21 protein-coding genes are annotated in these 20,659 nt (G+C 66.1%); 11 read left to right on the top strand and 10 right to left on the bottom strand.

Annotated elements, in window-relative coordinates; all coding sequences use genetic code 11:
• Positions 1-152: 152 nt before the first annotated feature.
• Both FQU96_RS18120 and FQU96_RS18115 read left to right on the top strand, forming a co-directional pair.
• On the top strand, positions 153-581 hold the full coding sequence (locus FQU96_RS18120) for a hypothetical protein (protein WP_146542729.1): 429 nt from the start codon (positions 153-155) through the stop codon (positions 579-581).
• Between the two features lie 52 nt (positions 582-633).
• Positions 634-1,293, top strand: coding sequence for a GntR family transcriptional regulator (locus tag FQU96_RS18115; protein WP_178130569.1), 660 nt, complete (start codon positions 634-636; stop codon positions 1,291-1,293).
• 10 nt (positions 1,294-1,303) lie between these two features.
• Here FQU96_RS18115 and FQU96_RS18110 read toward each other — a convergent pair whose 3' ends face one another.
• From FQU96_RS18110 to FQU96_RS18100, 3 genes are all read right to left on the bottom strand, one after another.
• On the bottom strand, positions 1,304-2,608 hold the full coding sequence (locus FQU96_RS18110; protein ID WP_146542727.1) for a sorbosone dehydrogenase family protein: 1,305 nt from the start codon (positions 2,606-2,608) through the stop codon (positions 1,304-1,306).
• 21 nt (positions 2,609-2,629) lie between these two features.
• A complete protein-coding gene (locus FQU96_RS18105) occupies positions 2,630-3,574 on the bottom strand; it encodes an LLM class F420-dependent oxidoreductase (protein ID WP_146542726.1) in 945 nt (314 codons plus the stop codon).
• Between the two features lie 146 nt (positions 3,575-3,720).
• On the bottom strand, positions 3,721-3,927 hold the full coding sequence (locus tag FQU96_RS18100; RefSeq protein ID WP_146542725.1) for a hypothetical protein: 207 nt from the start codon (positions 3,925-3,927) through the stop codon (positions 3,721-3,723).
• Positions 3,928-4,202: 275 nt separating this feature from the next.
• Here FQU96_RS18100 and FQU96_RS18095 point away from each other — a divergent pair, with 275 nt between their 5' ends.
• The 7 genes from FQU96_RS18095 to FQU96_RS18065 all read left to right on the top strand — a co-directional run bounded on the left by FQU96_RS18095 (position 4,203) and on the right by FQU96_RS18065 (position 10,410).
• Positions 4,203-5,282 carry an iron ABC transporter substrate-binding protein gene (locus FQU96_RS18095; protein ID WP_370461376.1) on the top strand — a complete coding sequence of 360 codons (1,080 nt, stop codon included), beginning with the start codon at positions 4,203-4,205 and terminating at the stop codon, positions 5,280-5,282.
• Complete coding sequence (locus FQU96_RS18090; RefSeq protein ID WP_146542724.1) at positions 5,279-6,328, top strand: iron ABC transporter permease; 1,050 nt, start codon at positions 5,279-5,281, stop codon at positions 6,326-6,328. The genes FQU96_RS18095 and FQU96_RS18090 overlap by 4 nt, the downstream gene beginning before the upstream one ends.
• Positions 6,325-7,122 (top strand): ABC transporter ATP-binding protein, encoded by a 798-nt coding sequence (locus FQU96_RS18085; protein ID WP_146542723.1) that lies wholly within the window; start codon positions 6,325-6,327, stop codon positions 7,120-7,122. The genes FQU96_RS18090 and FQU96_RS18085 overlap by 4 nt, the downstream gene beginning before the upstream one ends.
• Positions 7,119-7,325: a molybdopterin-binding protein gene (locus tag FQU96_RS18080; protein ID WP_146542722.1), complete on the top strand. Its 207-nt coding sequence runs from the start codon at positions 7,119-7,121 to the stop codon at positions 7,323-7,325. The genes FQU96_RS18085 and FQU96_RS18080 overlap by 4 nt, the downstream gene beginning before the upstream one ends.
• Before the next feature lie 5 nt (positions 7,326-7,330).
• Positions 7,331-7,828, top strand: coding sequence for an SAM-dependent methyltransferase (locus FQU96_RS18075; RefSeq protein WP_146542721.1), 498 nt, complete (start codon positions 7,331-7,333; stop codon positions 7,826-7,828).
• Between the two features lie 140 nt (positions 7,829-7,968).
• A complete protein-coding gene (locus tag FQU96_RS18070; protein WP_146542720.1) occupies positions 7,969-9,459 on the top strand; it encodes an aldehyde dehydrogenase family protein in 1,491 nt (496 codons plus the stop codon).
• A 102-nt stretch (positions 9,460-9,561) separates the two neighbouring features.
• Positions 9,562-10,410, top strand: coding sequence for an SDR family NAD(P)-dependent oxidoreductase (locus tag FQU96_RS18065; RefSeq protein ID WP_146542719.1), 849 nt, complete (start codon positions 9,562-9,564; stop codon positions 10,408-10,410).
• 49 nt (positions 10,411-10,459) lie between these two features.
• Here the strand turns inward: FQU96_RS18065 and FQU96_RS18060 are convergent, their stop codons facing one another.
• From FQU96_RS18060 to FQU96_RS18045, 4 genes are all read right to left on the bottom strand, one after another.
• Positions 10,460-11,959, bottom strand: a complete 1,500-nt coding sequence (locus FQU96_RS18060; RefSeq protein WP_146542718.1) for an aldehyde dehydrogenase family protein — start codon at positions 11,957-11,959, stop codon at positions 10,460-10,462.
• A gap of 91 nt (positions 11,960-12,050) precedes the next feature.
• Entirely contained in the window at positions 12,051-13,373 is a 1,323-nt protein-coding gene (locus tag FQU96_RS18055; RefSeq protein WP_146542717.1) for a DUF2325 domain-containing protein, read from the bottom strand.
• 191 nt (positions 13,374-13,564) lie between these two features.
• Entirely contained in the window at positions 13,565-13,912 is a 348-nt protein-coding gene (locus FQU96_RS18050; RefSeq protein WP_146542716.1) for a GFA family protein, read from the bottom strand.
• A gap of 35 nt (positions 13,913-13,947) precedes the next feature.
• On the bottom strand, positions 13,948-14,583 hold the full coding sequence (locus tag FQU96_RS18045; RefSeq protein ID WP_146542715.1) for an NIPSNAP family protein: 636 nt from the start codon (positions 14,581-14,583) through the stop codon (positions 13,948-13,950).
• A gap of 213 nt (positions 14,584-14,796) precedes the next feature.
• On the opposite strand from FQU96_RS18045, the gene FQU96_RS18040 reads away from it, so the two are divergent.
• Entirely contained in the window at positions 14,797-15,936 is a 1,140-nt protein-coding gene (locus tag FQU96_RS18040; protein ID WP_146542714.1) for a cupin domain-containing protein, read from the top strand.
• A 166-nt stretch (positions 15,937-16,102) separates the two neighbouring features.
• On the opposite strand, the gene FQU96_RS18035 is transcribed toward FQU96_RS18040, so the two are convergent.
• Both FQU96_RS18035 and FQU96_RS18030 read right to left on the bottom strand, forming a co-directional pair.
• The gene (locus FQU96_RS18035) at positions 16,103-17,068 is read right to left on the bottom strand and encodes an isopenicillin N synthase family oxygenase (RefSeq protein WP_146542713.1); all 966 of its coding nucleotides are present in this window, start codon (positions 17,066-17,068) and stop codon (positions 16,103-16,105) included.
• Positions 17,069-18,076: a hypothetical protein gene (locus tag FQU96_RS18030; protein ID WP_146542712.1), complete on the bottom strand. Its 1,008-nt coding sequence runs from the start codon at positions 18,074-18,076 to the stop codon at positions 17,069-17,071. It abuts the gene before it with no gap.
• Between the two features lie 73 nt (positions 18,077-18,149).
• On the opposite strand from FQU96_RS18030, the gene FQU96_RS18025 reads away from it, so the two are divergent.
• On the top strand, positions 18,150-18,752 hold the full coding sequence (locus FQU96_RS18025; RefSeq protein WP_146542711.1) for a 2-hydroxychromene-2-carboxylate isomerase: 603 nt from the start codon (positions 18,150-18,152) through the stop codon (positions 18,750-18,752).
• Positions 18,753-18,843: 91 nt separating this feature from the next.
• Here FQU96_RS18025 and FQU96_RS18020 read toward each other — a convergent pair whose 3' ends face one another.
• Positions 18,844-20,631, bottom strand: coding sequence for an acyl-CoA dehydrogenase C-terminal domain-containing protein (locus tag FQU96_RS18020; protein WP_146542710.1), 1,788 nt, complete (start codon positions 20,629-20,631; stop codon positions 18,844-18,846).
• Between the last annotated feature and the right edge of the window lie 28 nt (positions 20,632-20,659).

The following is a 20,659-nucleotide window of genomic DNA, read 5'->3' as shown; positions in this document are numbered from 1 at the left end:
AACCGTTATGTTTGGCAGGACATAGCCCGCCGGATCTGCGGATGCGATCGAAGGAAGGGTTGTGACGCAACCAACAAAAGCGCTGGCCACTGGTCGTTTCCTGTCGTTATATTTTATTGAATATATCGAAAGAGTGATGGAGAGGGCTCGCCATGGATATCCCCGGCGGCGAAACCGGCGGCTCGAGCCAGGCACCCGTTGCCATCGATCTGCGCAGCGCGACCGATGTGCGCGGCATCTGGCCTATCGATCGCGAGACAGTGACCCTGGAAGTGTCGATGCCCACCGGTGCCGGTCGCCTTATCGTTCCCGTGGCGGACGTACAGCGGCTTGTCGCCCTGCTGTTGCTGCTGGCCCAGTCCCTTGGCGACAATGAGAGCGGCGCCGAGGGCCGTCACGTCGCTGACCTCTCCGTCGTGCCCACGACGTCGCTCAGCGTCGGCGAGCTCCCCAACGGGGAGACATTGCTGGCCGTCGAGGTCGGACCATCGATGCTGGGTTTCTCGCTTCCCGCCACGGCCGCGACGACCTTGGGCCGTTCGTTGATGCTGGCCGGTATGCCGCCCGCAGCGGATGCCTGAACCAAGCGGCGGGTCGACGCCCCCTCTGAAACCTGCCCGCCTGAAGCTTGTCGTGCGCTCCTCGACGGGGGCCGGGAAACCCGAGACCTTGTCGGAAGCGGTCTACCGACAGATCCGGCGCGATATCCTGTCGGGGCTGCTGGCGCCCGGTCAGCGCCTCGCGCTGTCGGCGTTGCGCGAACGGCACGCGGCCAGCTTCGGCGTCGTTCGTGAAGCGCTCTCGCGGCTGGCGGGCGAACGGCTGGTCCAGGCAACGCCACAGCTCGGCTTCCGCGTTCACGCCCCCTCGCCGGCCGGGCTGCGCGACATGATCGCCATATACCGGCGTATCGAACGGATGGCTGTGCGGCGTGCCTTTGCCTGCGGTGATGTCGCCTGGGAGGCTCGGGTCCTGGCCGCCGGCCACACCCTCGTCCGGACATCGGCGCAGGCGCCGGCTGACCCTGAACAGGCGTTTGCCGACATGCAGGCGGCCTACCACACCGCCTTGCTGGGCGCCTGCGACAGTCCCTGCCTGCTGGAACTATGGCGCTCCCTGTACGACGCCCTCGCGGCCCACCGACGCGCCGGCATACGCACGGCGGTGCAGCGCGCCGAGATTGGCGACCGGTACCAGGCCGTCACGCATGCCGTGCTGGACCGGGACATCGCCTCGGCCATGGAGCGGCTCGCTCAGTGTGATCCGTCCCCCGCGGACGAGGCGGGAGCATGAATGTCCCGCATCACGCGCCCGTCACCCGCCAGATGACATCGCCGACATCGTCGGCCATCAGCAGGGAACGACGATCGGCACCCAGCGTCACCCCCACCGGCCTGCCGTAGGACTCCCGTTCGTCCGCGGCGAGAAAGCCAGACAGAATATCGCGCGGCGGTCCGGCGGGCCGCCCGTTCTCGAACGGCACGAACACCAGCTTGTAGCCGCTGAGCGTGCTGCGGTTCCACGAGCCGTGCTGGCCGATGGCCATGCCGTCGGGAAAACCCGGCAGCGTGCCTGCCGGCACCCAGCACAGCCCCAGCGATGCGGTGTGTCCACCCAGCGCGTAATCCGGCGTGATCGCCTTGGCGACCATCGCATGATCCTGTGGCACGCGGTCGTCCACGGTCTGGCCCCAATAGCAGTAGGGCCAGCCGTAGAAGCCGCCGGCCCGCACCGAGGTCAGATAGTCGGGTGGCGTCTCATCGCCCAGGCCATCGCGCTCGTTGACCACGGTCCACAGCGCGCCGGTGTGCGGCTCCCACGCCATACCGACCGCATTGCGCAAGCCGGCGGCGAAGATGCGGCTCGAACCGGTGGCCACGTCGATCTCGTAGATGGCCGCGCGGCCTTCCTCGACCGCCATGCCGTACTCGGCGATGTTGCTGAGCGAACCGACACCGGCATAGAGCTTCTGCCGGTCCGGACTCAGCAGCAGGCTTCGCGTCCAATGCCCGTCCGGCTTGAACGTGACGATCTTTCGCCCCGGCCCGGTGATGCTGCTGGCGCCCGGACTGTAGGTGAAGGCCACGACGCCGTCGGTATTGCCGACATAGAACGTGTCGCCCGCCAGCGCCATGCCGAAGGGCTGGCGTTGATCCTTGAGAAACACCTCGCGCGTTTCAGCGACGCCATCGCCATCCGTATCGCGCAGCAGCGTGATGCGGTTGGCGCTGACGCCCATGGCGGCGGCACGTCGCATCGTGCTGACCATGGCGTAATCGAAGACCGACCGCGGCGCGCGGTCCTGGCTGGTCGACTCGGCCACCAGCACGTCGCCGTTGGGCAGCACTTCGATCCAGCGCGGATGATCGAGGTTGGCCGCAAACGCATTGACCTTGAGACCCGGCGCCGCGGTCGGCGTCTGCCCGGGATTCCATCCGCGCGCCGTCGGCATCTGCAGCGTCGGCACAAGACCTTGCGGTTTCGCCGGCGGTATGGCCGGGGCACCACCCCACGCCGGCTCAGGTGAGCCGCCGGTCAGCCGCCGCACCTGTAACGCCGTTCCGCCGATCAGGGCGACCCCGCGGGCGAAAAGATCCGAGAAACGCACTGTTGTGTTCTCCCGTGTCGCTCAGGCCGTCGTACCAGCCGTAAAGTGCGGCATGACGTCGGCGGCGAGCAATTCCAACGTTTCGACGTCGTTCTTATAGGCGCTGCAGATGAAAAGCTGCGCGCCGGCATCGCGATATCGGCCAACCAGGTCGATGACGTCGGACACGGTGCCGGCAAAGCCGTAGAACGATTCCGGCACCGCCAATCGCTGGCGCTTGGCGGCAAACGCGGCGGCATCGCGTGCGATAACCAGGCTGGTGACGTTGGTGCGTTCGATCGTTTCATAGTCGCGCTGCACGGCGTCGCAGTGCCGACGCAGGACCTCGAACTTGTGCCGGACCACATCGGGCGTGCCGCCGACGTTGCAGGCGTCGGCCAGGCGGGCAACCGCACGCAATGTCAGTTGTTCGCCACCGCCGCCGATCATGACAGGCGGGTGCGGCTTCTGCAGCGGCTTCGGTTCCAGGATCGCGTCCTCAGCGTGGAAGTACTTGCCGTGGAAGGTCGTGCGCTTCTGCGTCCACATGGCGAGGATAAGCCGGACGGCTTCTTCCATTTGTCGGATGCGCACCGCCGGCCGCGGCGGGAACTCCCATCCGTACTGCCGGTATTCCGTCTCGAACCAGCCGGCGCCGATGCCGAAGGTAAGCCGGCCACGGCTGATCTGGTCGACGCCGGCGGCGATCTTGGCAAGGTGCGCCGGATTACGGTAGTGGACCGACGAGACCAGCGTGGCCAGACGGATGCGCCGGGTCACCGCCGCGAGCGCCGACAGGACCGTCCAGCCCTCCATGAACGGCTCGTCAGGCGCACCAACATTGGCGATCTGGATCAGGTGGTCCATCACCGAGAACCACGCGAAGCCGTTGTCCTCGGCCCACAGCGCCTTGGTCTTGACGGCCTCGAAGATATCGGCGGGGTCGGATCCGAACAGCCATGACGGATTGTGGATACCGAACTTCATGAGCGTCACCGTGGGAAATGGCCGATGTCACGGCACCGCAATCGCGGCTTCAGCCCCGAGCCTACCGCGCGGCACGGCCTCATGTCGAAGAGGATCCTGTATCGAGAATGACGGTCCAGATATCGGAATCCGACGGCCCTGTGGCGTCAGTGGACCACGTCGCGCGACGTGTCCCTCTCGCGCAGAAGCACGGTGGCTGCGGTTGAAACCGAACGCCATTGCGAGGCCAGGCGCAGGTCGCCGCGCTCGAGAAGGAGGTCGACGGAGGCCAGCGCATAGCGCGGCGCATCGTCCCCGTAGGCATCGATCAGGATGCCCGCCACGCGCCAGACATCTGCGTCGGTCGCCATCATGCTGCTCTCGCTGCGTCTTCACCGATCGCGGATTGCCCGTGCGTTCACGCACACCCGCCGTACGCCGCACCGTTCCTTGCCGCCTTGTGAACCCAACCAGCAAAAAACGGCACATGCCGATGAACAGAATTCCATCGCTGTATCCAACAGTATATAACGAGGCTGGTTCGTGTCAAATGGAGGTCGCTCTGCACAAATAGGTGTTCGCCCACCGCATCGGTTTACGAGCGTTCATTGCTTTCGCTATGTTTCCGCCTATCGCGATCGGATCGGTGATGTTGATGCGTTCCAGTCGGCGCAGGATCTGGTGGTTCTGCCTGGTTTCGATGCTGGCAGGCCTGTGCGCATTCGACGGCGCCAACGTGGCTGCCACTGCCCAGACGCGCGCGATCGTCGATGGGGCCGGCCGGACCGTGCAGGTGCCCCAGCGAATCACGCGCGTGATCGCGGCGGGACCACCGGCATCCGTGTTGCTCTACACGCTGGCGCCGGAGCTGATGGTCGGCTGGGTGCGCGAGCCGTCGCCTGAAGAGAAAGCCTACCTCGCTGCCCCCTACCGCGACCTGCCGGCGCATGGGCGCCTCACCGGGCGTGGCAACACGGCGAACATCGAGTCCATCCTCGCGCTCAAGCCCGATCTGATCATCGATGTCGGCAGCACCGATGCCACCTATGTGTCGCTGGCCGACCGTATCCAGCAGCAGACCGGCATTCCCTACCTGCTGCTGGACGGTACGATCGGCAAGACGGCTGACACCTATCGTGTGTTCGGCAAGATCGTGGGCCGCGAGGAGCGCGCCGAAACACTGGCCCGCTATGCCGAGTCGACCGTGCAGGACATCCGTCGGCGCATTGAGGCGATCCCCGTCGAACGCCGCCCCGGCGTCTACTACGGCCGCGGCCCGCGCGGCCTGGAGACCGGGCTGGCAGGCTCGATCAATCTTGAAGTGCTGGAGGCCATCGGCGCCCGCAACGTCGCCGCCGCGGCCGGCCGTGGCAGCCTGACCACCGTGTCGGTCGAACAGGTCCTGGGGTGGAATCCGGATGTCATTCTGGCGCTCGAGCCCGCGTTCTACCGCGACGTCGCCCACAATCCGCTGTGGTCGGGGATCAAGGCCGTCCGCGAGCGGCGCATCTATCGCACGCCGGCGCTGCCATACGGCTGGTTCGACTCGCCACCGGGCGCCAATCGCCTCATCGGCATGCGCTGGCTGGCCACGCTGCTCCATCCCGACATCTTCACGGCCGATCTTCGCCAGGCGACGCGCGACTACTACAGCCAGTTCTATCACGTCCAACTGTCCGATCCGTTGCTCGACGCGCTCCTGCGCGATGCGGTCTCACCGCCGCCATGAGCGTCCGCGACAGGCTTGCCGCGGGACAGGACACCGGATGGTGGGGCCGTACCGGTGTCTGGGTGGCGCCATTGGCATTGATCGCCGTCGTGGTGCTCTCCTTCGGAGTCGGCAAATATCCGATCGCGGCCGGTGACGTCATCGCCGCCGTGATCGGCCGACTGACCGGCCAGCCCTCGACTGTTGATCCGACGATCGAGACGGTGCTGTGGCAGGTGCGCCTGCCGCGCGTGCTGGCCGGCCTCGCCGTGGGTGCGGCGCTGGCGGCCGCCGGCGCCACCTACCAGGGCCTGTTTCGCAATCCGCTGGTCTCGCCTGACATCCTGGGCGTTTCCGCCGGCGCCAGCCTGGGTGCCGTGCTGGGCATTTTCCTGTCGCTGCCGGTCCTGATGATCCAGCTGCTGGCCTTCATCGGCGGGCTTGCCGCCGTGGCCCTGGTCTATGCCGTCGGCGCCGCCATCCGCACGCGCGATCCCATCCTGGTGCTGGTGCTGGCCGGCGTCGCCGTCGGTGCCCTGCTCGGCGCCTGCCTCTCGCTCTTGAAGGTGCTGGCCGATCCCTACAACCAGCTGCCCGCCATCACCTACTGGCTGCTCGGCAGCCTGGCCGCCGTGACGCGCGGCGATCTGGTATCCATCCTGCCGGCGTTGGCGATCGGCTTCGTGCCGCTGGTCCTCCTGCGCTGGCGCATGAACCTGATGACGCTGGGCGACGAGGAGGCACGCGCGCTGGGCATCGATACGACCCGGCTGCGCGCCCTCCTCATTGCCGGCGCGACGTTGATCACGGCGGCATCGGTGTCGATTACCGGCGTGATCGGCTGGATCGGCCTGCTGATCCCGCACATCGCCCGCATGCTGGTCGGCCCCGATTTCGGCCGGCTGCTGCTGGCCTCCGTGATGCTGGGCGCTGGCTACCTTGTGGGCATCGATGCGCTGGCGCGCAGCATCGCCGCCATGGAAACGCCACTGGGCATCCTGACGGCGGCGCTGGGCGCGCCGTTCTTCCTCTACCTGCTCGCCACCACGCGAAAGGGATGGGAATGACGCTGGCGGCCGTCAACGTCGCTTTCGGTTATCGCGGCGCACCGGTCGGCCGCGGCGTCAGTTGTGCCGTGGATGCCGGCGAGGTGCTGTGCCTCCTCGGCCCCAACGGCGGCGGCAAGACCACACTGCTGAAGACCTTGCTGGGCCTGATCCCGGCACAGGGCGGTGCGATCACGATCGACGGTCGCGCGCTGGCGGACTTCGCGCGGCCGGAACTGGCCCGCCGCCTCGGCTATGTGCCGCAGGCACACAACGCGCTCTTCCCCTTCACCGTGCGCGAGGTGGTGCTGATGGGACGCGCGGCGCGGGTCGGCCTGTTCTCGGCGCCGTCGGCACAGGACCGCGACGCGGCACGCCAGGCGCTGCACGCGCTAGGCATCGATCACCTCGCCGATCGCACCTATACGACGATCAGCGGTGGCGAGCGGCAGATGACCCTGATCGCCCGGGCGCTCGCCCAGGAGCCCGCCATTCTCGTCATGGACGAGCCCACGGCGAATCTCGATTTCGGCAACCAGACCCGGGTGATCGAGCAGATCGCCAAACTCGCGGCTCAAGGCCTGGGAATCCTTCTATCGACACACGACCCTGATCATGCCTTTGCCTGTGCCGACCAGGTCGCGTTGCTCCGGGGCGGCGACTTGATCGCCCTGGGCTCACCGCAAGAGACGCTCACATCAGACATGTTGCGGCGTCTCTATGGTGTCGACGTCGCTGTCACCTATCTGACCGACGTCGGCCGCTATGTTTGCACCCCTTCCTTCAACCGTTCACCACGAGGAGAGACGACATGAAGATCAGCGCCCGCAACCTGCTGAAGGGCAAAGTGGTCGAGGTCACCAAGGGCGCCACCACGGCGCATGTCCGCCTGGATGTCGGTGGCACAATCGTGACAGCCTCGATCACCAACCAGGCGGTCGAAGACCTGAAACTGGCCGTCGGGCAGCAGGCCTACGCGGTCATCAAGGCGTCCGACGTCATGGTCGCGGTCGACTGAACGCCATGGTCCGGGAGAACGAAATCCGTGCGTCGGAACTCGCCGTCGAGATGCCGGCGACGACCGACGCCGGTCTCGTCTTTATCGGCCGTATCCGGACGCCCTGGCAGTCGCGGCTGGTCTGCCCGCGCCAGGGCCGCGCCGACGGGCCGATCTGCCGCATCGAGCTGTTCGAGCCCTGGGTGCGCGCACTCGACGGCATCACCGCCTACGAACGGCTCGAGGTTCTGTACTGGCTGCACCTGTCGCGGCGCGACCTGGTCCGCCAAAGCCCAGCCAACGACGGTAACGCCCGCGGCACCTTCTCGCTGCGCACGCCGGTGCGGCCCAATCCCATCGGAACGTCGATCGCGACCCTTGTCGCGCAGGAAGGCGCCACCCTGCTGGTGCGCGGCCTAGATTGCCTCGACGATACGCCGCTGCTGGACATCAAGCCGGACCGCACGTTGTTCACGCCCATAGCACCGCCACAGCCGGGCGACTTCGAGGTCGGCGACTCCTGATAACGGACGACATATCCGCTGTGCGTCGATGCGTGCCGCGCGTTATATACACACATATATATCGTATCTAAGATCACCGTGATGCCAACCCTGCCGCGGCAACCCGCACGAGCCGCGGCCGTTTCCTCACGGAGGATGCCATGGATACTGTGACGACCGTCAGCGGGGGATCCGGCCTCGTGTCCGGCCCGACGCGCCTGCTGATCGACGGCCAATGGGTCAACGCCGCCTCGGGCAAGACATTCGAGACCCGCAATCCCGCCACCGGCGAAATCCTGGCCGACGTGGCCGAGGGTGATGCCGAGGACGTCAACCGCGCGGTCGCCGCCGCACGCCGGGCGTTCAAGGGATCCTGGAGCCGGGTCAAGCCCAACGAACGGCAAATGATCCTGCTGCGGTTGGCCGATCTGGTCGAGCGGCACTTCGACGATCTGGCGCTGCTCGATACGCTCGACATGGGTGCCCCGCTCAGCCGCACGCGCGCCGGCCGCCAACGCGTGCTGGGCATGCTGCGCTACTACGCCGGCATGGCGACAGCCCTGCACGGCGAGACCATCGAGAACTCGCTGCCGGGCGACATCTTCTCGTACACCCTCAAGGAACCGGTCGGCGTCGTCGGCGCCATCATTCCCTGGAACGGCCCCCTGAGCGCGTCGGTCTGGAAGATCGGCCCGGCGCTGGCCACCGGCTGCACGGTGATCTTGAAGCCTGCCGAAGAGGCGCCGTTGACACCACTGCGCCTGGGCGAGCTGTGCCTGGAGGCCGGCGTGCCGCCGGGCGTCGTCAACATCGTGCCCGGCTTCGGCGAGACCGCCGGCGCGGCGCTGGCAGCCCATCCCGACGTCGACAAGGTCGCCTTCACCGGCTCGCACGTCACGGGCCAGAAGATCGTCCAGGCCTCCGCCGGCAACCTCAAGCGCGTGTCGCTGGAGCTGGGCGGCAAGTCGCCGGATATCGTCTTCGCCGACGCCGACCTGGAAGCCGCCGTTCCCGGTGCCGGCATGGCGGTATTCGCCAACTCCGGCCAGATCTGCAGCGCCGGCACCCGCCTGTTCGTCGAACAGAAAATCTACGACGAGTTCACCGATCGCGTCGCCAAGTACGGCAGCAACCTGCGCGTCGGCGACGGCCGCGATCCGGACGTGCAGGTCGGCCCGCTGGTCTCGGCCGAACAGCTCGAACGCGTGACGGGCTATCTCGCGATCGGCAAACAGGAGGGCGCCCGGCCGCTGGCTGGCGGCACCCGACTCATCGACGGTAAGCTGGCGCAGGGCTACTTCGTGCCGCCGACCGTCTTCGCCGGCGTGCGTGATGACATGCGGATCGCACAGGAGGAGATCTTCGGCCCCGTGATCTCCGCCATTCCGTTCACGGATATCGAGGAGGTCATCGAGCGCGGCAACGCCACCACCTTCGGCCTGGGCAGCGGCGTCTGGACCAAGGATGTCAGCAAGGCGCACAAGCTTGCCAAGGCGATCCGCGCCGGCTCCGTCTGGGTCAACTGCTACCAGGCCATGGACCCGGCCGTGCCCTTCGGCGGCTACAAGATGAGCGGTTACGGCCGCGAGAGCGGCCTGCAGCACCTGGAGGAATATCTGAACGTAAAGGCCGTCTGGATTCGCACGGCCTGAAAACGCTAGGGTTCTGATGCCTGTATCGTCCTGAGCGCCGCGCGGAAGACCTTCGCCGCACTCGGGACGATATCGCCAGCAACAAGCCCGGAGCGATTGATCATGACCATCCATCCTGCCCTCTCCAGCGGGCGCGTTGCCGTCATCACCGGCGCGGCGAGCGGCATCGGTCTGGCCGCCGCGAAACGCTTCGCCGCCCAGGGTATGAAACTTTGCCTTGCCGATCTCAGTGCGGAGGCTCTCGCGTCGGCGGTTGCCGACATTGGCGCGCCGAAGGAAACCGTTCTGACGGTGCCGACGGATGTGTCACGGCTGGCCGATGTCGAGCACCTGAAGGCAGAGGCCTACCGCGCCTTTGGCGAGGTCGCTGTCCTGATGAACAATGCCGGGACGGCGCCCGGCGGCGGGCCATGGGACCATTACGACCGCTGGCGCCGCGTGCTGGACGTCAACCTGTGGGGCGTCATCAACGGCGTGCAGACGTTCACCCAGGCGATGATCGACCAGGGCACGCCGTGCGCCATCGTCACCACCGGATCGAAGCAAGGCATCACCTGCCCGCCGGGCGACACCGCGTACAATGTGAGCAAGGCCGGCATCAAAGTGCTGACCGAGGGGCTGGCGCACGAGCTGCGCAACGTTCCCGGCTGCCGCATCACGGCGCACCTGCTGGTGCCGGGCTTCACGTTCACCGGTATCACCCGGCCGCGGCGCAGCGAGAAACCGCCGGCGGCGTGGCTGCCGGAACAGGTCATCGACATGATGGTCGAGCGGATGAGTGCCGGCGACTTCTACATCATCTGCCCGGACAACGACGTCACCACCGACATGGATCACCGGCGCATGCAGTGGGCGATGGAGGACATCATCCACAACCGGCCGGCGCTGTCGCGCTGGCACGCCGACCACAAGGACGCCTTCGACGCCTTCATGAAGGCACCGGCGCGCTAGAAACCCCTCTCCGCCCGGGGGGAGAGGGGTTAGCTGCCAGCACGTGCCGCTACAGCGCCGCGGTGATGGCCTTCACTTCCGTGTAGTTGTGCAGGACCTCTTCGCCCATCTCGCGGCCCCAGCCTGACTGCTTGTAGCCGCCGAACGGCAGCGCCGCGTCGAACACGTTGTGGCAATTGATCCACACCGTGCCCGAACGGATACGATGCGCCATCTTGTGCGCCAGGCCGCCGTCGCGGGTCCACACGCTGGCGGCGAGGCCGTAGATCGTGTCGTTCGCCTGCTTGGCGATACGGTCGATGTCGGCGTCATCGAAGGGCTGGGCGCAGACCACCGGCCCGAAGATTTCCTCGCGCACGATCTTCATCTGCGGCGTGGTGTCGGTCAGCACGGTCGGTGCCACGAAGTAGCCGCTGTTGCCGACCCGGTTGCCGCCGACGACAACCTTCGCACCCTCCGCGCGACCGGCATCGATGTAGCCGCTGACCCGCGAGAATTGCTCGTCTGACACCAGGGGCCCCATCTCGGTCGTGGGGTCAAGGCCCGGTCCGACCTTGATCCTCTCGGCGATGGCGGCAACGCCCTCGACGACCTTGTCGAACACCTTCTTGTGCGCGTAGAGGCGCGAGCCGGCGCAGCAGCATTGACCATGATTGAAGAAGATGGCGTTTGCCGTGCCCGGGATGGCGAGATCCAGGTCGGCGTCGGGGAAGACGATTGCCGGCGACTTGCCGCCAAGTTCAAGCGTCACCTTCTTGAGATTGCCGGCCGCCGCCTTGACGATCAGCTTGCCCACCTCGGTTGATCCCGTGAACGCCACCTTGTCGACCAGCTCATGCTCGGCGAGGGCGGCACCCGCGGTCTCGCCATAGCCGGCCAGGACGTTGACGACGCCGGCCGGGAAGCCCGCCTCGAGTATCAGTTCGCCCAGGCGCAGCGCCGACAACGGCGTCTGTTCCGCCGCCTTGAGAACGATCGTGCACCCCGCTGCCAGCGCCGGCCCCAGCTTCCACGCCGCCATCAGTAAAGGGAAGTTCCACGGAATGATCTGCCCGACGACGCCGACCGGCTCGCGCAGCGTATAGGACAGGTATTCGCCGGGCATGTTGATCGGGATGGTCGAGCCCGTGATCTTCGTCGCCCAGCCGCCCATGTAGCGGAACATGTCGACCGCCAGCGGAACGTCCGCAACCCGGGCCACCGCCGCCGGCTTGCCGTTGTCCAGCGACTCCAGTTCGGCGAACTCATCGAGATGCCGTTCGAGCAGGTCCGCCAGCTTCCACAGCAGGCGGCCACGCTCCGACGGCTTCACCTTCGCCCATGATCCATCATCGAAGGCCCGGCGCGCGGCCTTGACCGCCAGGTCGACATCCTGACGATCGGCCTCAGGCACGCTCGCGATCACCGTCCCGGTGGCCGGGTTGTAGACCGGAAACGTCTTGCCTGACGCAGCGGCAACCAGCTTGCCGTCAATCAACAGCTTCAGGCGATTTTCCACGAATGTCCGCACGGGCGTGCTGAGCCGTGGATCGAGTGCAATCGTGTCCATGCGTTCCCTCCTCGTCATGAGCTATCGATATATTCTAATAAATATATCGATAGGCAATCTGCGGCCGGCCACGATACCGGCGGCGCAAGTCTTAGACGGATGCGCGGATGCTGTGGTCGGAACGCGCGCCCATCATGTCGGTTCGACCCAATGCCGCAACGAACGAACCCATACCTGCACTGCGCAGCGGCATATAGGGCTTCGCCGCCTGGCGGCAGAGGCGCTTCACCATGGTGACCGCTTCGTGGCTGACGCAATCCACCGGAAACATGACGATATCGGCACGACTGACCAGACCGGCCAGAAGGCCGGTGCGATCCTCGACACCACCATCGTGCTGCAAAAAGGTCGCGCCCAATCTCTCGCTCAATGCGCGCAGATGGCCGACCTGATTGGGGCGGCCGCCGACATAGAGCAGCGACAGCCCTTGGCACGAGACCGGCGTCGTCGGCAGATCCTCGCCATCCGCTGCGACGGGCAACAAGCTCCTCTCGACGGTAGTGAGTTCCTCACGCAGCACCGCCTCGCTGTTCGTCGCAGCTTCACGCAACGCACGCTCTCGACGCAGTTCCTCCAGGGCGCTCGCCAGGCGTTTTTCGAGAAGCGTCCGCCTGTTCACCTCCGACGTCAGGCGCCGCTCGAGATCACTCACCAGCCTGGTCAGTGTCGATTGTCCGGTGCTGTCCGTGTTCACACTCTGGCGCCCGGCATGATCCGCAATCTGACGGGTCAGCAGGTCGCTCAGGTCGCGGATCTTGGCGTCGCGCGACGTGAGACCCTCACGCAACAGGTCCTGCTGGCGCTGCAATTTCTCCCGCAGCTCGGCATTCTCCGCTTCCAGCACGCTCAGGCGGCGGATATCGGCGCGATTGGCGGCACCCACCAGGTGGGACAGCATATGAACTTCGCCGAAGACGTCGCGGATCAGGGCATCGTTCGTCGCCGGATGGGTGAGCGCAGCCCAGTACGCACCGGGGATCTCGCCGCGCTTGACGGCGTCATGCCACAGGCTGCGCACCTGCTCGACGGTCTTCGCCGCATCGAACTGGCTGATGACCAGCCGATGCCGCTTATCGAGGGCCTTGTGCAGGAGTTTGGCGGCATTGTCATGGCGAGCCGCCAGCAAGACCCCTTGGCCATGCAAATCATGTTCGGAAAGGCCGTAGCAAACGATGCTCGCCTTGGTCAGGACCTGCCGCAGGTCGCCGCTTGACAGGCATGTACCCACGATCGAGCAATGCAGGTTCCGGGACAGGTCCCAGATCTTCGTCCGTCGCTGCGGTGTATGCACCGCCTCCGGCTGTTTGGTGACGAGAACCGGCGGAAACGGCGCGATGTGCAGTACGTGCCCATGATCACCCGCGCGGCGTCGGGGACCGGGCAAAATCGGATCGAAAGCAGCGGCCGTCTTCATGCGATCGCTTTCCAGCGTAATATCCACTCGTATATATCGATGGTGCCAGAATCGACCAGGCCGGGCAAGGGGCTGGTCGACGCTGCCGCTGCAGCCCCGTCCCGCCCGGACAATATGCGTCTAGAGCGCCTCGTGAATCGTCAGAAATCCACGCGGTCCACCGGCTGGAACCGCCGACTGAACATTGCCGTTCAATCGAGATATTTCCAGGTGTCCGCACCGTCGAGACGGCGCACCTTGGCGCCGGCCAGGACTTGCGGTTCCATGAGCCGTGCGTTCACGCCCATCCGCTCCAGGGAGGGATCGATTGCGGACCAGTGCGTCACGCAACCACAAACGGTGCAGCGGTGAAACTCCAGCATCTTGTCGTGACACAGATAAATGTCGGTTGCCCCTGCTCGCCGAACCTGCCTGGGCGCGTAGTAAGCCCACAGCGTGCCATAACGCCGGCAAATGGAGCAGTTGCAATCCGTCACCTCGGTGGGAGCCTCGTCAATCTGCAAACGCACGGCACCGCAATGGCATGACGACTCGACCATGAATGGCCTCCTTCAGCCGGGACCCGCGAACGACGTCACTTCATCGTCGAATACGCGGTCGGGATCAGCAGCACCGATTGCAGCTCGGCCAGGTGCGCGCCCGACTTGCCGAGGAATTCCTGCCAGCCCGGATCCTTGCTGGCCGCCGCCCGCGCCGCCATGCGGGCGTTGACGTCGCTGTAGGCCCACAGATGGACAGCCTCGTTGGGCTGCGGAAACTCTCCGGTCCACAGGCCGACCAGCGGCGAATACTTCTCGCGCACCGGCAGATAGGATTTGATCAGCTCGGCCCACGGCTTGGCCTGACCGACCAGGGTGCGATAAATGCGGACTTCGTAGATGTGCGATCCCGCACCCGGCGGCTTGACGTCGACCACGGCGTTGAGCAGCCGCAGATCCTGGCGTTGAACCAGCGGTCGGATCTTGGCGACGTATTCCTTGGTCCAGGTCTCGTTCTTCGCCAGTTCGCCGCGCAGCCGGGTGCGCTCCTCGTAGCTGTCGAAGCTCCACAGGTGCCAGACCTGGTTGAGCGTGCCGAATTCCGACGTCCAGTAGCCATAGCATTGGCCGTAGTTGTTGCCGCGGGCCGGCCACCCCACCTTCTCCGCCAACTCCAGGTACTTGGGCATCAGGCCGGGCTGCAGCGTGTAGGTGCGAAGCTCATAGATCATGTCTGTCAGTCCTCATTCTGGGTCGGGGAACGTTACGCCGTGCCCTGGCGAACGCACCAGACAATCCCGCACCGCCGCCGCGTGGTGCATGCCGGCGATGCGCAGCGTGCACGTGGCGCTGGAATGCGACCGGGGTGTCATCCTGAGCGCGCCGTGATTGACTTCACGGGTTGTCCCCGGTGAACTGGTCCATCCTCGGTCCGGAGATCGGTCATGACTGCGTCGCCCAGAAAGAACTACCGCGAGGCGGTGCCCGGCCGCGCCAATGTCGCCGACACACCGGAACGCGACGCCTACTACGATGCGCTGGAGCGCAAGGAGATGGGCGCGCTGTGGACCGTCGCCAACAAGATCGAGCCCTGGCACCCGGTGCCGCAATCGGTGCCCATGATCTGGCGCTGGTCGGATGTACGGCCGGCGATCCTGCGGGCGCCGGAGCTGGTCAGCCCCGAAGAGGCCGGCCGCCGCGTCATCATGCTGGTCAATCCCGGCCGCCGCGAGGTCTCGGCCGCCGTCGGATTGTTGTACAGCGGCATCCAGATCATGGCACCGGGTGAAGTCGCGACCAGCCACAAGCACATGGCAAGCGCCCTGCGCTTCATCATGGAGGGTACCGGCGCCTACACCATCGTCGATGGCGAGCGCATGACGCTGGGCATCAACGACTTCGTCCTCACGCCCAACGGTACCTGGCACGAGCACGGCGTCGATGCGTCGGGTTCGACCTGCATCTGGCAGGATGGGTTGGACATCCCGCTGATGAATGCGCTGGATGCGAACTTCTACACGGTCCATCCGGACCTGCAGCAGAAGACCAACCAGCCGACGGACTCGTCGGTTCGCCTCTACGGCGCCGGCTTTGTGCAGCCGGCCTATCTGCGCCACGCCTGGACGAAGCCTTATTCGCCGCTGCTCAAATTCGAATGGGCGCCGACCTACGATGCCCTGGTCCAGGCCGCCCGGGTATCGGACGGCTCACCCTATGACGGCATCATCATGGAATACGTCAACCCGATCACCGGCGGGCCGGTGATGCAGACCATCGGCGCATCCATGCAGCTGCTGCGACCCGGCGAACACACCAAGGCCCACCGCCATACCGGCTCCTTCGTCTATCGCGTCGCCAAGGGCCAGGGTTACAGCGTCATCGACGGCCAGCGCCTGGACTGGCGGGAGCGCGACATCTTCGTGGTGCCGTCGTGGTCGGTGCACGAGCACGCCAACCTCGCCGACCGCGACGATGCCTGCCTGTTCACTTTCAACGACCTGCCCGTGATGCAGGCGCTGGGCCTCTATGCCGAGCAGGCCTACCCCGACAATGGCGGCCACCAGACCGTGGTCAGTCGCGCGTAGGATCGATCGCGCACAGCGATTATCCTGGGAGCGCGGGCGTCCCGCCCGCATCAAGGCGAAGCAGTCATCTGACATGAGCGGGCGAGACGCCCGCGCTCCCAGCTTTTCGATTGATCGAACCCACTCAAAGTCCCTCGCGGCGCTCGGGATGACCGCGGCGATCGATCTACGCACAACACTCGGCGCACCAGATGTTCTCGCCCTTGCGGCGCCATTCCGCGGCGCCGAAATGCACGTGCTCGACGCCGGCATCGACAATCATCGATAGCGGCAGCACACGGTGAACATGCGCTGAGTCCGGCCACGACAGCGCCGCGGGCCGCGGCCCATGCCGGTGGACCGTCTGCGCCAGTGACGGGTTGATGAACATCGGCACCGACAGCCGGTCCCGTGAGCGCGAGGGGTTGACCACACGATGCGGCGCGGCGAACAGATCACCCCATGTCGCGAACTGCAGCAGCTCACCGATATTGACCACAACAGTCTCCGGCGTTGGCGGCACATCGATCCAGCGTCCCCGGCGGTCCATCACCTGCAACCCGCCGACAGAATCCTGCACCAGCAGGGTCAGCCATGAGAAATCGCAGTGCTGCGCCACGCCGCGGCGGGCAACGCCATCGCCAGGCTGCACGTGGTAGCGGATGAACTTCATCAACGTATACGCATCGTCCGGCACAGCGCCGAACGCGCCGGGCACCGCCCCGATCTCCTCGACCAGAGCGCCCAACAGCACCTGACCGATGCTCTCGGCATCCATGATCACCGCCTGAATGCCGGCGCGCAGCGCCGCCTCGGGAGGCCACTGGTTGGGGCCGTCCAAGCGGTCCCACGGGTGCCTGATGGTGCGCGCCGGCCGTTCGTGACCGAAATGAATCTGCTCGCGCCAGTCACGTTTGTTGTGCATGACGCTGAAGCCGCGGAAATGCGGCGAGCGTGCGATATCCAGATCATGCTGGATCGCGGGATCGAGCGCGAAGAAGCGATGCGCCGACGCCAGCGCCTTGCGATGCAGGTCAGCCGCACCCGTGAGCAGGAACGTGCCGACATCGCGACTGGCGTCCAGCAGCGCCCGCCGCGCTTGCGGGTCGCCAGCCGCCAACGCCCCGAAATCGACGAGCGGCAGGTCCACCATTCACGTCCCCCTTACCCGATCGTCCAGCAGGTCCATCAGCATCGTACGCGCCGCATCGAGATGGGCGGCCAGCGACGGATCGACGGCATCGCCCCAGAATCGCCGTGCCAGCTTATGGCGGATCTTGGCTGCGTGTGCATCGTTCACCAGTTCCCTGCGCAGGATCTCGGGCACAGGCGTGAACGACTTCTCGTGGCAGACTTCGAACAACGTCAGGCGCGCGGCGGCGGCGACCTGGCCTCGATCGCGTTCAAACCGGATCAAGCCGGCGAGCAGACGATCGACGGTGTGCGTGGCCCGGAGCATCAACCGCGCATGAGCCGCGCGCCGCACTGCCAGCGCGGTGATGGCTGCCGCCAAGATGCAGCGGTGCGTACCGGTCGCATCGTCAAGCGTGCTGCGCCCGCCGGTCGCATCCGGCGCGCCGTAGGCATCGGCAATAGTAACACCCAACGCGGCAAGATCCTCGCGCACCATGAAGCGCACATGGTCAAGATCGTGCCATAAGAACTCGGCCGGCGTGCACAATGCGCCGTCGGCGTCAGTGGCGCGCTCGCGCAGCCCGATCACGCGCACTGCCGTCGCACGCACGCGCAACAGGTCGACCATATCCAGTGTCTCGAAACTTGGCAGCATGATCACAACAGGCGCCAACGCCAGGGCATCGTCGAACTCCGCCGCGACGCGCGCTGCATAGGGTCCCGGCACATGAGCCGCATCGACCAGCATCACATAATCCCGCGCCAGCCGGACGGCCGCGTCGTAGCGGCAACCGTCATTCGGCCAGGCGCCTACCCGCGCCGCGAGCGGTTCGAACCGGCGATCGCCACCGCCGGCGCGCCAGGCGGCACGCGTCGCAATGTGCTGCACGAACGCCATCTCCGGCATCGGGCCAGTGCCGTCGGTCGGGCTGTCCATCAACCGACGGGTCAATGCAGTGGCGATCTGCACGGTGGTCGAGGCGTCCGGCATCCGGTGATAGTCGGCGCGATCACCAATCGAAAGCAAGTATCCCCGCATCGGCAGGCTTGTACCGCCCCGCGTGCATCCCAATACTGCGGCGCACATTTCGGGGAGCGTCATGGCCGATATCGATTTCTGGTTCTCCGTCGGCAGCACCTACACGTACCTGACGGTGATGCGACTGCCTGATGTCGCGCGGAGGACGGACGTCCGCTTCCGCTGGCGGCCGTTCTCGGTGCGCACCATCATGCGCGAGATGGACAATGTTCCCTTCGCCACCAAGCCCATCAAGATGGCCTACATGTGGCGGGACGTGGAGCGCCGCGCGGCGCTGCATGGTTTGCCGGTGCGGGTGCCGGCGCCCTATCCGCTGAAAGACTTCGACCTTGCCAATCGTGTCGCGGTGCTGGGCGAGCGCGAGGGCTGGTGTGCCGATTATGTGCGGGGCACCTATCGGCGCTGGTTCCAGGAAGGACAGGAAGCCGGCAGCGAACCGAACCTGTCGGCAACCCTGCGCGAGATCGGCCAGGACCCGGCACGCGTGATCGCCGCGGCCCAGGGTGACGCGATCGGGCAGGCCTACGACGCCGCCACGGCCGAAGCGCGACAATTGAACGTGTTCGGCGCACCGACATTCGTCGTGCAGGGCGAGCGCTTCTGGGGCGACGACCGCCTCGACGACGCCATCAGCTGGCACCGCCACGGCAAGGTCGTTTCTTAGTTGCTGGGAGCGCGGGCGTCCCGCCCGCTCATATCAGACGAAAGCAAAGCCTTCACCTTGATGCGGGCCCGAGGCCCGCGCTCCCAGGCTATCAGAACGCCTCGGCCTTCAGCGCCATCAGCGTTTCGCTGCCGGCCTTGATCTGGTGCGCCAGCGCCGTGGTCTGCGGCAGTACGCGCTTGGCGAAGAACCGGCCGGTGGCGAGCTTGGCCTCGTAGAAGTCGTTGTCGTTGCCGGCCGCCAGGCCGGCGTGCGCCGCCTTGGCGATACGACCCCACATGTAGGCCATCGCCGTCAGCGCCATCAGCCGCAGCAGGTCGGTGGCGGCGGCACCCGCCTCGTCCGGGTTCTTCATCGCGTTCTGCATCAGGTACATCACGCTTTCCTGCACCCGGCCGATCGCCTTCTCCAGCGGCTCGACGAACTCGGCCAGCTTGGGGTCGGCCTTGTTGGCGGCGATGAAGCCGTTGATCTCGCCCAGCAGGCGCTGCGCTGGCCTGCCGCCCTTCATCATCAGCTTGCGGCCCACCAGGTCGAGCGCCTGGATGCCGTTGGCGCCTTCGTAGAGCTGGGTGATGCGCGCGTCGCGCACCAGCTGCTCAACGCCATGCTCGCGGATGAAGCCGTGGCCGCCAAAAGTCTGCACCGCGAGGTTGGCGCTCTCGGAACCCATGTCGGTGAAGTACGCCTTCACGATCGGCGTCAGCAGCTGCAGCAGGTCGTCGGCCGCCTCGCGCGCCTCGGCATTGTCGCTGTGATGCGCCTTGTCGATCAGCGAGCCCACCCAGTAGGCGAGCGCCCGCGCCCCTTCGGCAAACGACTTCTGAATCAGCAGCATGCGCCGTACGTCGGGATGCACGATGATCGGATCGGCCGGCCCCTTGTCGTTCTTCGGGCCGGTCAGCGAGCGGCCCTGCAGGCGGTCCTTGGCGTAGGCCGCGGCGCTCTGGTAGGCGGTCTCGGCGATGCCCAGGCCCTGCATGCCCACGCCCAGGCGCGCGGCATTCATCATCACGAACATGGCGTTCAGGCCCTTGTTGGGCTCGCCCACCAGCCAGCCCTTGGCACCGTCGAAGTTCATGACGCAGGTCGCCGAGGCCTTGATGCCCATCTTGTGCTCGATGGCACCGCAACGCACGCCATTGGCCGTGCCGGGTTTGCCGTCGGCCGTGGGCAGGAACTTCGGAACAATGAACAGCGAGATGCCCTTGGTGCCGCCGGGCGCGTCCGGCAGACGGGCCAGGCAGAGATGGATGATGTTCTCGGTCAGGTCATGCTCGCCCGCCGAGATGAAGATCTTGGTGCCGGTGATGGCGTAGCTGCCGTCGGCCTGCGGCTCGGCGCGCGTGCGCAGCATGCCGAGGTCGGTGCCGCAGTGAGGCTCGGTGAGACACATCGTGCCCGACCACGTGCCGTCGCCCAGCTTGGGCAGGTAGAGCTGCTGCAACTCCGGCTTGCCGTGCGCGCGCAACGCCTCGTAGGCGCCGTGCGAGAGGCCGGGATACATGCCGAACGACAGGTTGGCCGAGGTGATCATCTCCTGCACCACGAAGCCCACGGTTGCCGGCAGTCCCTGGCCGCCGAACTTGGGGTCGGTCGTGATGTTGGTCCAACCGCCGTCGATGAACTGCTTATAGGCCTCCTGGAAGCCTTTGGGCGTGCGCACCACGCCGTTCTCGTAAGTGCAGCCTTCCTCGTCGCCGGACCGGTTGAGCGGGAACAGCACGTTCTCGCACAGCTTGGCCGCCTCCTCGAGGATGGCGTCGACCAGATCAGGCGTGACCTCGCCGAACGGCGGCAGGGTCGAGATCTCCTTGAAGTCGATCACTTCGCGCAGCACGAACTGCATGTCTTTCAGCGGCGCTTTATAGGTGGCCATGGCGGGTCCCCCATTTTCCAGACGACGA

The sequence above is a fragment of the Reyranella sp. CPCC 100927 genome (assembly GCF_007859315.1).
Classification (GTDB): domain Bacteria; phylum Pseudomonadota; class Alphaproteobacteria; order Reyranellales; family Reyranellaceae; genus Vineibacter.
This window is presented reverse-complemented; position numbering and strand designations above follow the sequence as displayed.

Coding starts and splice junctions, on each gene's coding strand:
- FQU96_RS18050 (WP_146542716.1), bottom strand. CDS start 13,912: ATGGTCGAGTCGTCATGCCATTGCGGTGCCGTGCGTTTGCAGATTGAC.
- FQU96_RS18045 (WP_146542715.1), bottom strand. CDS start 14,583: ATGATCTATGAGCTTCGCACCTACACGCTGCAGCCCGGCCTGATGCCC.
- FQU96_RS18065 (WP_146542719.1), top strand. CDS start 9,562: ATGACCATCCATCCTGCCCTCTCCAGCGGGCGCGTTGCCGTCATCACC.
- FQU96_RS18040 (WP_146542714.1), top strand. CDS start 14,797: ATGACTGCGTCGCCCAGAAAGAACTACCGCGAGGCGGTGCCCGGCCGC.
- FQU96_RS18100 (WP_146542725.1), bottom strand. CDS start 3,927: ATGATGGCGACCGACGCAGATGTCTGGCGCGTGGCGGGCATCCTGATC.
- FQU96_RS18020 (WP_146542710.1), bottom strand. CDS start 20,631: ATGGCCACCTATAAAGCGCCGCTGAAAGACATGCAGTTCGTGCTGCGC.
- FQU96_RS18090 (WP_146542724.1), top strand. CDS start 5,279: ATGAGCGTCCGCGACAGGCTTGCCGCGGGACAGGACACCGGATGGTGG.
- FQU96_RS18085 (WP_146542723.1), top strand. CDS start 6,325: ATGACGCTGGCGGCCGTCAACGTCGCTTTCGGTTATCGCGGCGCACCG.
- FQU96_RS18120 (WP_146542729.1), top strand. CDS start 153: ATGGATATCCCCGGCGGCGAAACCGGCGGCTCGAGCCAGGCACCCGTT.
- FQU96_RS18035 (WP_146542713.1), bottom strand. CDS start 17,068: ATGGTGGACCTGCCGCTCGTCGATTTCGGGGCGTTGGCGGCTGGCGAC.
- FQU96_RS18025 (WP_146542711.1), top strand. CDS start 18,150: ATGGCCGATATCGATTTCTGGTTCTCCGTCGGCAGCACCTACACGTAC.
- FQU96_RS18070 (WP_146542720.1), top strand. CDS start 7,969: ATGGATACTGTGACGACCGTCAGCGGGGGATCCGGCCTCGTGTCCGGC.
- FQU96_RS18060 (WP_146542718.1), bottom strand. CDS start 11,959: ATGGACACGATTGCACTCGATCCACGGCTCAGCACGCCCGTGCGGACA.
- FQU96_RS18080 (WP_146542722.1), top strand. CDS start 7,119: ATGAAGATCAGCGCCCGCAACCTGCTGAAGGGCAAAGTGGTCGAGGTC.
- FQU96_RS18105 (WP_146542726.1), bottom strand. CDS start 3,574: ATGAAGTTCGGTATCCACAATCCGTCATGGCTGTTCGGATCCGACCCC.
- FQU96_RS18095 (WP_370461376.1), top strand. CDS start 4,203: ATGTTGATGCGTTCCAGTCGGCGCAGGATCTGGTGGTTCTGCCTGGTT.
- FQU96_RS18075 (WP_146542721.1), top strand. CDS start 7,331: ATGGTCCGGGAGAACGAAATCCGTGCGTCGGAACTCGCCGTCGAGATG.
- FQU96_RS18055 (WP_146542717.1), bottom strand. CDS start 13,373: ATGAAGACGGCCGCTGCTTTCGATCCGATTTTGCCCGGTCCCCGACGC.